The following is a 14927-nucleotide window of genomic DNA, read 5'->3' on the forward strand; positions in this document are numbered from 1 at the left end:
CCTCTTTTTCACAACAGACAACAAGGTGATACAGAAAATGATTGATAGTTTCATTGAAGGCAACAAGATTTTCCTCGAGAAGGATTTCGAGCGGAAAAAGGATCGGTATATGACTCTGGTCGAGTCCCAGCACCCGACGGTTCTGTGGATCGGCTGTTCCGATTCGCGTGTCAATGCGGAGCGGATTACCCACTGCCGTGCGGGAGAGTTGTTTACCCACCGAAACATCGGCAACATTGTTCCCACGCATGACTGGAACTTTGCAACGGTTCTTGAGTATGCCGTGCGTCATCTTAAAGTCAAGGATATTGTGATCTGCGGTCACTCCGACTGCGGTGCACTCAAGGCACTTGATGCAGATATGACGGGCGATGCCTATATTCCGATGTGGATCAACAATGCCCGTGAAGCCCAGGTCCGGGTTGATGCACGGCTCGGTAAGCCCGCATCAACTCCTGAAGAGAAGGCAGCACGCAAAAAAGAGATTGAGATCGAAAATATCCGTCTCCAGATGGAGCATCTCAGAACCTATCCGCTGGTCACCGATGCGGAAAAGAGCGGGGCTCTGGAGGTGCACGGATTATACTATGATCTGAACACCGGCGTTCTTTCCAGAATTGCCTGAATATTTTACCTCACATTTTTCCGGAACATATCATCCGGCTGCATATCCCAATTGCTTTTGATTTTCCCGGTTCCTGTAACCATTCAGCAACCCTGCCAGAGATGCACCTCCACCTCTTCTCCTGCCTCATGCCCGTCAACTCCTGCCGGTACCCGGAGATACCCGTCACTGTGGACAAGGGTATTCAGCAGCCCTGACTTCCCCAGACATGGTTCCACCGTTCCATCCGGACGGAACTTTACCCGGACCAGATCTTCGCGTCCCCGTTCCGACGGAAAACTCATCGAAAGAACCGCTCTAACAGTCCGCTCCACAGCCGGCTCTCCCGTCATTTTTCGCAGCATCGGGGTCACAAACACCTGCGTAATCATATACACTGAAGCCGGATTTCCCGGAAGTCCAATCACTGGTGTGTCTTTTGCCGTTCCGATGATTAACGGTTTTCCCGGCGCAACCGAGACTCCATGGATCCGTACGGTTCCAAGCTGTGCAATTACCCCTGCCGTCACATCCCGTTCATCCTTTGAACTTCCTCCCGAAACCACCACCAGATCACACTCCTCTGCCGCACGCCGTAATGTCTCGGTCAGTTTTTCGGCCACATCCGGTACAATTCCATAAAATACCGGGATTGCTCCAAAATCACGGAGATACGAGATCAGGAGCGTACTGTTCGCATCCCGAATCTGTCCCGTCATCACCTTTGATGCCGGTGGAACCAGTTCATTCCCGGTCGAAATAACTCCGACCCGCGGCTGCCGCACAACCGGTACCGGATCGATACACAGCGCTGCCAGCCCTCCTACATCCCGCGCAGAAAGAATCGTCCCCTCCGCAAACACTGTTTCTCCTTCAGAAATCACCTCATCCAGCATTTCATTTGACAAAACACTATTTTTTTGCACAACAATCGGCTTTGCAAGCACTCTGCCGCACGCTTTCTCCAGTGGAATCATCTCCTCCGGCAGCCGTTTTGCCATCTCAATCAGTGTCTCTGCTGCTGTCTCCGCCGACACCAGATGTAAAAACCTGGTTGACCTCATAAAAACCTCCCGCATCCTGCATGCGGGTACAAAATTATCCCGGATATCTCACGCATTATACCTAACAAAATCGTTTACAAACCACATAATAGTTAGTATCTGCCATGCCTCACCGCAACAACAGATTTTATATGGAAAAAAACGTAGAATATCTCACCGTGAGAGACAGCATTCTTACCGAGCGCCAGAAGACCGTTCTCCAGTGCCGAAAGATGGGAATGACCCAGCAGCAGATCTCTGAAATGCTTCAGACGAACAAATCCAATATCAGTCTCATCGAAAAATCTGCGCTCAAAAATGTCCGCATGGCAAAAGATGTCCTTGAGTTCGTGTACTCCATGGATGCCATTCACATCTGTGTTCTCAAACGGGGAACTGATATCAATCACGCGCCCCAGACTCTGTATGAAGCAGCCCAGCCGCTCGGCATCAAAATTCAATACGACATCGGTGCGCTTGTTACCCAGATTCGCATCGCTGTTCCGGAAAAACTCCGTGATGCAACCGTTCGATCCGACATTCACATCTACCTCAACGAAACCGGTATTCTCTACATAGGATAACCCAATGGACCTGAAGTATGTTCCCACCACCTGCCCCTACTGCGGGACGGGATGCAGTCTCTATCTCGTCGTACGGGACGGCAGAGTTGTCGGGGTCGCTCCATCTACGCGCTCTCCCGTTAACGAAGGCAAACTCTGTCCCCGCGGCATGTCTTCCTGGAAATTCATCAACAGCCCCGACCGCCTGACCCGCCCCCTTATCCGCAAAGACGGCACTCTCGTTCCTGTCTCCTGGACCGAAGCTGTGTTGTTGATCGCCGAGCGGTTCCGGCACTACCGTCCCTCCGAGTTCTGTGTTCTTTCTTCGCCGAGGACGTCCAACGAAGACAACTATGTTATGATGAAGTTTGCCCGGGGTGTTCTGAAAACCAACCATATCGATCACTGCGAACGGCTCTGTCATGCTTCCATCGTTGAACCACTCGCGGACTCCTTCGGGTGTCAGGCGATGACCGGCAGCATCCCTGATCTCTCAACTGCCCGGACGATCTTTGTCATTGGTTCCAATGCCTTCGCTCAGCATCCGCTGATCGGCCGCCGGATCGCACTCGCCCAAAAACGCGGCGCGACCTACATCTGTGCCGACCCCCGGCGCACCTTCACCGGCGAAGGAGCGGATCTTTCTCTTCAGTTCCATGCAGGGACCGATGTCCTGCTCCTCAACGGCATCATGCAGGAAATTCTGCAGAACGGATGGGAAAACACTGCCTTTATTGCGGAACGTACCCGGGGATTTGCCGAGTTCAAAAATATCATCATGGATCCTGCCTATTCGGTTTCCGCTGTTTCCGCAGCGACCGGAGTTCCCGAAGACCACATTAGACGCGCGGCATTCCTCCTTGCCCAGCCGGACTGTATTGTCATCTACTCAACCGGCATCACCAAACAGGGGGACAGTGCGGCAAATATCCACAGTATCGCCAATCTCCAGCTTCTGACCGGAAATATCGGCCGTCCGGGAACCGGTATCAATCCTCTCCGCGGTCAGAACAACATTCAGGGTGCCTGCGACATGGGGGCACAGCCGTTCTATTTCACCGGCTATCAGCGTGTTGACGATGCAGTTGTCCACAAAAAATTCACCGATGCCTGGCAGTTCCCCGACGGTATTGCCCCTGCTATCTGCGGTTATGAAATCACGGAAATGATGGATACCCTGATCTCCGGCAGTGGCGAACTCAAAGCCATGTATATTATGGGTGAAAACCCTGTCCTCTCTGATCTTGATATAAACCATGCAAAAGCAGCCCTGACCAATCTTGAGTTTCTCGTTGTCCAGGACATTTTCTTCAACGAAACCTGCGAGTTTGCTGACGTCGTGCTGCCTGCAGTCTGCTTTGCCGAACGCGACGGTACGCAGACCAGTACCGAACGACGGATACAGCGGTGGCACAGAGCAGCAACCCCGCCGGGTGAAGCAAAAGCCGACTGGCGAATCATCGCTGACATCGCCGCAGCGCTTGGCTATGCGGATCAGTTTCCCTGGTCCTCTTACGACGAAATTTTTACCGAGATTGCCTCACTCACTCCTCAGTATGCAGGCCTCGATTACGACAGGCTTGAGACTCCGGACGGTATGCAGTGGCCGTGCCCCACTGCCGTTCATCCCGGAACTCCGCATCTGTACACCGACCGGTTCGCAACCGCCGATGGTCTTGGCATCTTTCTTCCTGCTGTGTGGCATTCTCCTAGGGAAACCACTGATACAGAATACCCGTTCAGATTTACCACCGGCCGCTGCATCTTCCACTGGGATACCGGGACAATGGCACGCAAAAGTACCAGTACCGGAGAATCAGGCTGGGTCGAGATCAACAGTACCGACGCCGGACGGCTTGGTATTGAATCCGGCGATCCGGTCCGCATTATTACCCGCGACAGCGCAACCTCTGCCGTTGCCCGGGTCACCACGGAAATTCTGCCGGGCACCCTCTTCATGCCATCGCACTATGTTGAGTTCGAGACCAGAGAACTTGTACAAAACACGGTAACCGGTCGTGATGCAGGCAGCCGGCCTGCAAAAATTGAAAAAATTAGGTAAAACAGCCAAACATACAGTGGCGCAGTTTTATTCCTTCCTTGTTGCAGTATTCTCCCAGAGATGCCGGTTCAATCCCGTATTTTTTGCAGATGGCCTGTGCCTTCGGGCAGGTTATCTCTGATCCTATCTGCTCAGCGGTAAATGCTGCGCGGATTTGTTCCTCAGAACTGGTTGCCATGGGAATATCGTAGGAGTTTCTTCGCTATATTGTTCGCGGTTTTCTCCAGCACGCCAGAACAACGGAGAATTTCCTTGCCGGAAATCACATCTGTTTGACAATCAGTGTCGTCTAATGACATCATGTTAAATGTCCACGTCATTGTTAATTTAATCAACTATACTCCTTTTATCTCAGAAGTGACATATGAAATATCCTGATGAAGAAAGTATTACCTGTGTTTGGTATGGTTCTTCTGATTGTCGCAGTTATCCTTACTGCCGGGTGTGTGGGCACTCCGGGCGAGGAAACCGGCACTCAGACTGCAACTCCGACCGCAACCACGACTGCAACTCCGACCGCGACCCCCACCACCGGGGCAGCGCCGGACCAGCTGAAGATCGCAACCACTACGTCCCTGTATGATACCGGTCTTCTCGACTCTGTGCAGGACTATTATCTGAAAACCTATAACGTTGATCTCCTGATCACGTCCCAGGGAACCGGTAAGGCAATCCAGTCCGCAAAGAACGGCGATGTTGATGTCCTTTTAGTCCACTCCCCGTCTCAGGAAGCCGCATTCATTGATGAGGGCTATGGTGTCAACCACCGCGGTATTGCCTACAACTACTTCCTGATCGTCGGCCCCGAGTCCGATCCGGCAGGCATCAAAGGCATGACTCCTGAGGAGGGTCTCACCAAGCTGAAGAACCTTGGCGAGTCCGGTGAGAGCAACGTTATCTTCGTTTCCCGCGGTGACAACTCCGGAACCCACTCTGCAGAGAAGAACATCTGGAAGGCAGCAGGCTTCAACTATACTGCAAACATCAGCGGCAACCCGGGTACCTGGTACGTTGAGACCGGTTCCGGTATGGGCGACACTCTGACCGTTTCCGGCCAGAAGCAGGCATACACCCTGACCGATGAGGCGACGTTCCTGACCTACAAGAAGAACAACGACCTCCAGCTTGTTCCGATCATTGATGAAGGCGAGTCTCTTCTGAACCGCTACACCGTCATGACCATCAACCCGGAGAAGTATTCGAACACGAACGTGAAAGCTGCAACCGACTTCACCAACTGGCTCATCTCCAAAGAGGGTCAGAAATTTATTGGTGACTACGGTACCGAGACCTACGGCAAATCCCTGTTTGTCCCGATGAGCTCTCTTGCAGACAGCACGGTTCCGCCGTTCAGCATCGACTGTACCACGCCGGTGACTGTTCCGACCGTTGCAACTGCATAAATCCCCACTTATTTTTTTCTTTTTCCGGCAACTGTGTGTGGTGAGCAATGGACGACATCGTTAACGGTATCATCGAAGCATTTCAGCTGATCATTACCATGGACCATGAGGTCATGGAGATCGCCCAGCGAAGTCTGACCGTCTCAATGGAGGCAACGATCATTGCCGCCCTGATTGCAATCCCGCTTGGTGCGGTTATTTACTACTTTTCGTTCCGGGGGAAACGGATTGTGATTGGAACGATTCAGACCCTGTATGCACTGCCGACGGTTCTTGTCGGTCTTTTGGTGTATCTGCTGGTCTCCAATGCCGGGCCGCTTGGAATGTTTCGGATGTTGTACACGACGAACGCGATGGTGTTTGCGCAGATACTTTTGATCATTCCGATCATTGCCGGTCTTACAATTGCCGGACTTTCCAGTCTTGACAAAGAGATGAAGTACACGATTCAGTCGCTGAACGCGAGTGCGTTTCAGGCGATTGTCACGCTTTGCCGTGAAGCAAAGTTTGCGATTCTTTCCGGCGTTATGCTCGCGTTCGGCCGGGCAATTGCCGAGGTCGGTGCGGTGATGATGGTCGGCGGCAATATCCGCCACTTTACCCGCACTCTGACCACGGCAATCTCGCTGAACACATCAATGGGCGAGTTTGCAACCTCCATTGCGCTCGGTATTATTTTATTGTCCATTGCACTGATCGTGAACTTCGGTATGAATCTGATTCAGACCCGTCATATGGGAGGAGAAAAGGATGTCTGAAGAACCAGTACTGTGTCTTAACCGCATCAGCCGGATTTATGGAGAAAAACACGCTCTTGAAGAGGTAAGCCTGTCAGTTTCACGGGGGGAGGTTCTTGCGGTGATTGGTCCTTCGGGTGCAGGTAAAAGTACTCTGATGCGTATCTGTGATATGCTTGAGGAGCCGAGCTCCGGTGAGGTTATGCTGTTTGGTACGCCGGTCACAAAGAAAACCCGCAAATCTCTTCGGGAACGGGTGGGTATTCTGTTCCAGAAGACGGTGCTGTTTGACCGCAGCGTTACCGATAACGTGGGGCTTGGCCTGAAGTATCATGGTTGTTCTCCTGATGAAATCCGCAGACGTACCGCTGCATGCCTGAAAAGTCTGGGGATGGAGGAGTACGGATGCCGGAATGCCCGGACCCTGTCGGGCGGGGAAGGTCAGCGGATAGCCTTTGCCCGTGTACTGCTGACCGGTCCGGATCTGCTTCTGCTTGATGAACCGACGGCGAATCTCGATCCTCTTGCAACGAAGATGCTGGAGGATATGATCCGTTCCGAGAATGCGGTACACAACACGACCATTATTCTCAATACCCATGATCAGAGCCAGGGCATGCGGCTCGCCGACCGGGTTGCAGTCCTGATGAACGGCAGAATTGTGCAGACAGGTACGCCGGACGAGGTGTTTTATCATCCTGCAACTGTTGAGGCAGCCCGTTTTGTCGGGTTTCAGACACTAATTGAGGGGACGGTGCTGACTGTTGCGGAAGGTTGTGCCACGGTCAAAACCGATGCCGGTCTGATCCGTGCACCTGCAGGGTTCGCCTGTCCGGGAGATACCGTAACGGTTGCGCTCCGCAGCGAAGAGATCACCGTTTCCCTTTCCGATGCCGACATCCCGGATTTGAGGGAAGGTGTCTCCGGCACGGTCTGTTCGGTCAGAAAACTCGGGCCGGTGATTGAGATTATTGCCGACTGCGGCGTTTTGATCACTGCCCTGGTTCCTGCCCGTCATCACATTGCCGATGTTTTTGCCACAGGAACCCGGGTACGGCTTTCCTGGCAGTTTTCTCTGGTGCATCTGATTCCTGCTGTTGTCAAATAGAGACTTGTGCGCGTTTCGGATGAAAACCTGTAAACTTCCCTTTTTTCGGATTCTTGTTTATCTGGTAATCATGATTGATTTACTCACAAGATCTCTGTCTGCTTTGTTAATTTATTTTTATGTAAATTGGGTAAAAGTAATGAAAAGTAATTGATTGATACCCGTCCGAAGCTATATACGTGGACTTTGGCAACCTATGTATTGACTATACGCTTACCAGCGTTAGTTATGTCTCCTGATAGGAGCATGGAGCAGTCATCAACAGCGGTCTTTCGGACTTTCAACTTGGCACGTTGTCCATGCGGTAACAGATACCACATGCATCAAAGTTCTGTGGACATGTTGATATGCGGGTCGATGGTAATCGTCGGGATGATAGCCACAACTACAGAAGCCTCGAACGGGAAGTGAGTACTCTGTAACTCATGGGTGAAAAATATATCGACAATATCCCATCATACCCAACAGCAGAGGATAAAACCGGTCACTAAACCGGTTCTGTCCTTTCGCTCCAGTCAAAATGTATGTTGATACCGCTGCAACTGGAACTGTTTCCGGGTAGATAAATTCGTTTTCTGCTTCCCGCATCAATGAGACAACGATGATGTTGTGCCAGATCCCAAGCCCGGGGAATCCGTCTTTTGCAGTTTTATCGTATCAGTCGTTACTGCATTTTGAACATATCTCTCGTACAAACTCTCCGGAGAGGATGATTTACTTGACAAAAATAACCGTAAACCTGATTACCGGCAGGACAATCCAACAGGGTGTCTCTATGGAAGCAGGCAAGGAAAAAGAGGATTACATGAAATCCTGCGGCATTATTGAGCTGGACGCAGCTGATATTGCCCAACTTGGCATCTGGAAGAACAGCAATGTCAGAGTCTCAAGCGACTTCGGCAGTGTTGTGGTCAAAGCCATTCCGACAACCCAGGGACCGCATCCGGGTCTTGCCTGGATTCCGATGGGACCCTGGGCCAACATGGTGGTTGACACAAATACCTACTCAACTGGTATGCCGACCTTCAAAGGAACCCGTGTTACAGTCGAACCTGCCGAGGAAGAGAAAGTGCTCAGTTCCATCGATCTGGTACTTTCTGCCTGCGGTGATAAGGAGTGAGTTCTATGACGAAACTGGTAACCGATATTATCTGCCCGTTCTGCGGGACGTTGTGCGACGACATTGAGGTCGAGGTCAGCGATGACGGAAAGAAGATCCTCAAGGTGATGAACGCCTGTGCTATTGGTGCGGAGAAGTTTCTGCACGCCCAGTCTCCGGACAGAATTGTCCGTCCCCGCATGAAGCAGGAAGACGGCAGCTGGAAGGAGATCACCTATGACGAAGCTGCGAAATATACTGCAAAGATTCTGTGCGATGCGAAAAAACCGCTGATGTACGGCTGGTCCTCAACCTCCTGCGAAGCCCAGGCAACCGGTCATATGGTTGCCGAGCTGGTCGGTGGTATTGTGGACAACACGGCAACCGTCTGTCATGGTCCGTCCCTGATTGCGGTGCATGATGTGGGTATTCCCTCCTGTACACTCGGGGAGGTCAAGAACCGTGCTGACCGTGTTATTTTCTGGGGCTGTAACCCGGCGCATGCCCACCCCCGCCACATGTCCCGGTATTCCATCTTCAGCCGCGGCTTTTTTACGACGAGAGGATCGAAGAGCAGAAAGGTCATTGTGGTCGATCCGCGTCCGACTGATACTGCATCAGTTGCCGATTATCACGTGCAGGTTGAGCAGGGCCGTGACTATGAACTGCTTGATGCGATGCGTGTTGCCTTACAGGAAGGTCCGCTGCCGGAGACTGTTGCCGGTGTTCCCAAAGAAAAGATCTATGAACTTGCCCGTCTGTTAAAGAGCGGCCGGTTTGTCACCATCTTCTTCGGTATGGGAGTGACCCATTCTCTTGGGAAAAATCACAACATCGACATTGCCATTGCTCTGACGTCTGACCTGAACAAATACACCAAAGCTGCCATCATTCCGATGCGGGGTCACTATAACGTTACCGGTTCCGGACAGGTGCTCGGCTGGCAGTTCGGGTTCCCGTTCTGTGTGGATCTCTCCCGCGGCTTTGCCCGTTACAATCCGGGTGAGAGCAGCGCCAACGATCTCCTGATGCGCGGCGAAGTGGATGCAAGCTTTGTGATCGGCAGTGATCCGGGTTCCCACTTCCCGTTCAAGTCGGTCAAAAAGATTCACGACCTCCCCTCGGTTTGTATCGATCCCCATATGACGCCGACCGTGGCCGTTTCCAAATGCCATGTACCGGTTGCTCTGGTCGGTATTGAGATTGGCGGCTCCTGCTACCGTATGGACAATGTTCCGATTGAATCACGCAAAGTCGTTGACCCGCCGGCAGGAATGCTGACCGACGCTGAGTTCCTCGAACTGGTGCTCGCTGAGGTTAAACGCATCAAAGGAGTTGCAGCATGACCGAAATTCTGATCAAAAACGGATTCGTCTTCGATCCCGTTCAGGGAATCAACGGCGACAAAAAAGATATTGCAGTCAAGGACGGCGTCATTGTGGAGTCTGTCTCCAGTGCTGCAAAGGTGATTGATGCCTCCGGTATGACCGTTATGGCCGGTGGCGTGGATATTCACTCCCACGTTGCCGGAGCAAAGGTCAATGTCGGACGGAACTTCCGGCCTGAGGACAAACTTCAGGCGGTCTATGAGCCTGCACGCGGTGTCCGCCACATGGCCGGCGGTAACTCGGTGCCGACGGTGTTCAAGACCGCATACAAGTATGCCGATATGGGATACACTACGGTTATGGAGGCTGCCATGCCGCCGCTGTATGCCCGTCACACCCATGAGGAGATGCGGGATACCCCGATCATTGACCAGGCGGCACTTCCGCTGTTCGGTAACAACTGGTTCATCCTTGAGTACCTGAAAAACGGCGAGATGGACAATGCAACCGCCTACATCTCCTGGCTTCTGCGCAGTACCAAAGGCTACGGCATTAAGTGCGTGAACCCCGGAGGAACCGAGGCATGGGCATGGGGTCTGAACTGTATGACCATCAACGATCCTGTCCCGTACTTTGAGATCACCCCCAAGGAGATCGTTGCCGGTCTGATTGCTGCAAACGAGGCGCTGCATCTGCCGCATTCCCTGCATCTGCACGGCAATAATCTTGGCAATCCCGGTAACTACCAGACAACTCTCGATACCCTGAAGATTGCCGAGGGCTTTAAGCCGAACAACAACTTCGGCCGTGATCAGGTTCTGCACCATACCCACATTCAGTTCCACTCCTACGGCGGAACAACGTGGGCGGACTTTGAGTCCAAAGGTGCGGAGGTCATGGATTACATCAACAAGAATCCGCAGCTGACCTGTGATATCGGCTTTGTTACGCTGGACGAGACGACAACGATGACCGGTGACGGTCCGTTCGAGTACCACTTAAACGCCCTCAACCACCTCAAGTGGGCAAACACCGATGTTGAGGTTGAGTGCGGTTCCGGTATTGTGCCGTATGTGTACAGCAAAGACATCTATGTCTGCGGCGTGCAGTGGTCGATCGGTCTGGAGATGGCGCTCCTTGCAAAGGATCACATGCGCTGTTATCTGACCACCGACCACCCGAATGCAGGTCCCTTTACCCGCTACCCGCGTGTGATGAAGTGGCTGATGAGCGAGAAGGCACGGGATGAAGTCTTTGCCTCGATGAAGAGCGAGGACAAGGTCCGCGACAGATCGACGCTGGGCGGTATTGACCGTGAACTGACGCTCTACGAGATTGCGATGATGACCCGTGCAGGAACTGCAAAGGCTCTTGGTCTTGGCGGCAGACTCGGCGGTCTTGTACCCGGAATGCAGGCGGATATTGCGGTGTATCCGTACAATCCGGAGACGGAGTCCGATCCTGAACAGATCGAACGGGCATTCTCCAATGCGAAGTACCTGATTAAGTCCGGTGAGGTCATAATCAACGACTCCGAGATTGTCAGTAACGGCAACAAGCAGACCTACTGGGTTGATGTCAAGACGAATGCAAGCCCCCAGGTTGAGCACGACCTCACCGAGATGTTCCGGAAGTACTACACGGTCAGCGAACGGAATTACGAGGTCGAGGAGAAGTCCTTTATGAAGAATCCGAGCGTCATTGCGATTGACGCAACACTGTGAGGCGGAATCCATGAATACTGTAACTATTACCATTACAAAACAGCCGGAGCTGTTTATTGAAGCCGAGTGTTTTACGCCGGATGCAATAGCAGGCAAAACTGCAGAGCAGATTGCCGAACTGCCGGTTTATATCGGCAGAACGACCGAGAAGGTCGGTGACTACTTTACGGTTGAGGGCAATGCCGGTGAGACTGCGGAGGATACGAAGCTGGTTATCTCAGGCGATCTTACCCGCGTGAAGTACATCGGATCGAAGATGTCCGCAGGTGAAGTTGTCATCAACGGTGATGCGGATATGTACGTCGGTGCATGGATGACCGGCGGAAAGATCACGGCAAACGGCAGCATCGGCCACTTTGCGGCAACGTCTATGGCGGGCGGCGAGATTGTCGTGAACGGCAATGCCGGGAACTATCTGGCAGCATCTTACCGCGGCGACTGGCGTGGTATGAAGGGCGGAAAGATCACGGTGAACGGTAATGTCGGTTCCGACTGCGGTACGTTCATGCTCGGCGGCGAGATCATTGTCGGCGGCAACATTGATGTACACGTAATGACCCATGCGGACGGGGGAAAGATCGTTATCCTCGGTAATGCAAAGAGCCGGCTTGGTGGTCAGGCTTCCCGCGGTGAGATGTATGTGTTCGGCACCGTTGATGTGATGATGCCGGGCTATGCATATGCCCGTGACGAGGAGCTTGAGGTCTGCGGTACGAAGGCGGTGTTTGCTGTCTATAACGGAGATCTCGGTGAACGTCATCCGACCCGGAAGGGCGAGACGGTGTATGCAAAGCTGTATCTGAAGAAGTAATATCTGCTTCTTCTCCTTCTTTTTTGTGATTATTTTTTTCGGAAACAACCTGGGAAAACCGGATATCTTCATGCGCCGGCAGATATGTATCCCGCCGGTTGCTGCGTGCCGCACGTTGGGTCCAAACCCACCGTTAATCTACAAAACACCCTGATTTTCTGCGCGAATTTCTTTCGGGTGCGGAACCGGCAACGGACGGGGAAAATACAAAAAACATTTACAAATTTGGTTCGTCATCCCAATTAACTAAACTCGCCTGAATGAAGATGTGTGAGTAAACTAAACCAAATTTATTTTCATGATTTTTACTTAACATTCACCAACCTTAATATGTCCCGTTTGAAACCTTTACTGTAGATGAGGTTTTGAAAAATGACGGACCTGAAATTTGTTCCGACAACCTGTCCCTACTGTGGAACAGGTTGTTCCTTTAACCTCGTTGTCAAAGACGGCAAAGTCGTGGGCACTGCCCCTTCCCAGCGGTCTCCTGTCAACGAAGGCAAACTCTGTCCGAAAGGCATGTACGCCTTTGAGTTCATCAACTCGCCTGACCGGCTTACCCACCCGATGATTCGCAAGAACGGTGAGCTTGTTCAGGTATCCTGGGATGAGGCAACGACGTATATTGCAGAGAATCTGAAGAAGTACAAGCCGTCGGAGCGCTGTGCTCTTTCCTCTGCCCGTGCTTCCAACGAGGATAACTATGCAATGATGAAGTTCGCCCGTGGTGTGTTAAAGACGAACCACATCGACCACTGTGCACGTCTGTGCCACTCTTCAACGGTTGCCGGTCTTGCCGGTTCCTTTGGTTCCGGTGCGATGACCAACAGCATCCCCGACATTGCCGAGGCAAAGTGTGTGTTCATTATCGGTTCCAACACGTTTGAGCAGCACCCGCTGATCGGACGCCGTGAGGTTATGGCAAAGATGAACAACGGCGCAAAGTACATCTACGCCGACCCCCGCCGTACCCACACGAGCAGCCCGGCGGATCTGTTCTTACAGTTCCACTCAGGAACGGATGTGGCTCTCCTGAACGGTCTGATGCAGATTATCATCAAGAACGGCTGGGAAGACAAAGAGTTCATTGAGAAGCGTACCAAAGGCTACGAAGATCTCAAGAAGATTGTGATGAAGGAGGAGTACTCCGTTGAAAACGTCGCCAAGATCACCGGTCTTGATCCCAAGGACATTGAGACGGCAGCAGACTGGATCGCTAACAACGGCCCGACTGCTCTGATCTACTCGATGGGTATTACCCAGCACACGGTTGGTGTGGACAATGTGCACGCCTGTGCAAACCTGCAGATGCTGACCGGCAACCTCGGAAAGCGCGGTGCAGGTGTGAACCCGCTGCGTGGCCAGAACAATGTGCAGGGTGCCTGTGATATGGGCGCACTGCCGGTGAACTTCAGCGGATACCAGAAGGTTACCGATCCTGCAAACCACAAGAAGTTTGAGGATGCCTGGAAGTTCCCTGACGGCATCGCTCCGGCGGAGAACGGTTACGAAGTCACCATCATGATGAACGTCTTAACCGACAACCCCGGCGAGCTGAAAGCCATGTACATCATGGGTGAGAACCCGCTTCTGTCCGATCCGGATATCAACCACGTGAAAGAGGCATTTGAGAACCTTGAGTTCGTTGTGGTGCAGGATATTTTCTACAATGAGACCTGTGAGTACGCGGATGTGATTTTACCTGCGGTCTGCTATGCAGAGCGTGACGGTACCCAGACCAACACGGAACGCCGTGTCCAGCGCTGGCACAAGGCAGCGGACGGACCGGGAGAGGCAAAGTACGACTGGGAGATTCTGTCGATGGTTGCAGCCAAGATGGGCTATGCGGATCAGTTCGCCTGGAAGTCTTCCTCTGAGGTCTTTGACGAGATTGCCGAGGTTACCCCGCAGTATCACGGTATGAGCTATGCACGTCTGGAACAGGCAGACGGTCTGCACTGGCCGTGCAAGACTCCGGAGGACCCCGGAACCCCGGTTCTGCACACGCAGAAGTTCCTGACTGCGGACGGTCTTGGAGTGTTCTTCCCGGCAGACTGGCAGCCGCCGGCAGAGGTTCCGGATGATGAGTATCCGTTCCAGTTTACGACCGGACGCTGTCTGTTCCACTGGCACACGGGTACGATGACCCGCAGATCCGAGACACTCGACAAAGAGGTTCCGACCGGCTGGATTGAGATCAACTCCGAGGACGCAGCGGCACTGGGCATCCACGACGGTGAGATGGTTCGTGCTGTTACCCGCCGTGACGGACTCACGGTTACTGCAAGAGTTACCCCGACGATTAAGAAGGGAACCACGTTTATGCCGTTCCACTTTATCGAGTGCCCGGCAAACCTGCTGACCCACAATGCACTGGACCCGGTCTGTAAGATTCCGGAGTACAAGGCATGCGCTATGAGACTTGAAAAGATTACGGAGGCCTGA

The 14927-nt window shown here is 52.7% G+C and carries 13 protein-coding genes; 11 read left to right on the plus strand and 2 right to left on the minus strand.

The genetic code is table 11. The features are described from left to right. Positions 1-37: 37 nt before the first annotated feature. Positions 38-625 carry a carbonic anhydrase gene (locus O0S09_RS08110; protein ID WP_268923465.1) on the plus strand — a complete coding sequence of 196 codons (588 nt, stop codon included), beginning with the start codon at positions 38-40 and terminating at the stop codon, positions 623-625. A gap of 83 nt (positions 626-708) precedes the next feature. Here O0S09_RS08110 and O0S09_RS08115 read toward each other — a convergent pair whose 3' ends face one another. Beyond that, positions 709-1668 (minus strand): molybdopterin molybdotransferase MoeA, encoded by a 960-nt coding sequence (locus O0S09_RS08115; protein ID WP_268923466.1) that lies wholly within the window; start codon positions 1666-1668, stop codon positions 709-711. Positions 1669-1799: 131 nt separating this feature from the next. Between O0S09_RS08115 and O0S09_RS08120 the strand changes: the two genes are divergently transcribed. Next, the gene (locus O0S09_RS08120; RefSeq protein WP_268923467.1) at positions 1800-2231 is read left to right on the plus strand and encodes a Tfx family DNA-binding protein; all 432 of its coding nucleotides are present in this window, start codon (positions 1800-1802) and stop codon (positions 2229-2231) included. Between the two features lie 4 nt (positions 2232-2235). Further along, entirely contained in the window at positions 2236-4272 is a 2037-nt protein-coding gene (gene fdhF, locus O0S09_RS08125) for a formate dehydrogenase subunit alpha (protein WP_268923468.1), read from the plus strand. Here the strand turns inward: fdhF (O0S09_RS08125) and O0S09_RS08130 are convergent. Beyond that, positions 4265-4450: a hypothetical protein gene (locus tag O0S09_RS08130; RefSeq protein WP_268923469.1), complete on the minus strand. Its 186-nt coding sequence runs from the start codon at positions 4448-4450 to the stop codon at positions 4265-4267. The two genes, fdhF (O0S09_RS08125) and O0S09_RS08130, sit on opposite strands and share 8 nt — an antisense overlap. A 199-nt stretch (positions 4451-4649) precedes the next feature. On the opposite strand from O0S09_RS08130, the gene O0S09_RS08135 reads away from it, so the two are divergent. From O0S09_RS08135 to fdhF (O0S09_RS08170), 8 genes are all read left to right on the plus strand, one after another. After that, positions 4650-5675, plus strand: coding sequence for an ABC transporter substrate-binding protein (locus O0S09_RS08135; protein ID WP_268923470.1), 1026 nt, complete (start codon positions 4650-4652; stop codon positions 5673-5675). 47 nt (positions 5676-5722) lie between these two features. Further along, positions 5723-6433, plus strand: coding sequence for an ABC transporter permease (locus O0S09_RS08140; RefSeq protein ID WP_268923471.1), 711 nt, complete (start codon positions 5723-5725; stop codon positions 6431-6433). Then, positions 6426-7520: an ABC transporter ATP-binding protein gene (locus O0S09_RS08145; RefSeq protein ID WP_268923472.1), complete on the plus strand. Its 1095-nt coding sequence runs from the start codon at positions 6426-6428 to the stop codon at positions 7518-7520. Before O0S09_RS08140 ends, O0S09_RS08145 begins: the two co-directional genes overlap by 8 nt. A gap of 718 nt (positions 7521-8238) precedes the next feature. Beyond that, entirely contained in the window at positions 8239-8640 is a 402-nt protein-coding gene (locus tag O0S09_RS08150) for a molybdopterin dinucleotide binding domain-containing protein (RefSeq protein ID WP_268923473.1), read from the plus strand. Positions 8641-8645: 5 nt separating this feature from the next. Beyond that, positions 8646-9965 carry a formylmethanofuran dehydrogenase subunit B gene (locus O0S09_RS08155; RefSeq protein WP_268923474.1) on the plus strand — a complete coding sequence of 440 codons (1320 nt, stop codon included), beginning with the start codon at positions 8646-8648 and terminating at the stop codon, positions 9963-9965. Beyond that, positions 9962-11671, plus strand: coding sequence for a formylmethanofuran dehydrogenase subunit A (locus tag O0S09_RS08160; protein WP_268923475.1), 1710 nt, complete (start codon positions 9962-9964; stop codon positions 11669-11671). Before O0S09_RS08155 ends, O0S09_RS08160 begins: the two co-directional genes overlap by 4 nt. Before the next feature lie 10 nt (positions 11672-11681). Then, positions 11682-12482 carry a formylmethanofuran dehydrogenase subunit C gene (locus O0S09_RS08165; RefSeq protein ID WP_268923476.1) on the plus strand — a complete coding sequence of 267 codons (801 nt, stop codon included), beginning with the start codon at positions 11682-11684 and terminating at the stop codon, positions 12480-12482. Between the two features lie 372 nt (positions 12483-12854). After that, a complete protein-coding gene (fdhF, locus tag O0S09_RS08170; protein ID WP_268923477.1) occupies positions 12855-14927 on the plus strand; it encodes a formate dehydrogenase subunit alpha in 2073 nt (690 codons plus the stop codon).

The organism is Methanocorpusculum vombati (assembly GCF_026891935.1).
Classification (GTDB): domain Archaea; phylum Halobacteriota; class Methanomicrobia; order Methanomicrobiales; family Methanocorpusculaceae; genus Methanocorpusculum; species Methanocorpusculum vombati.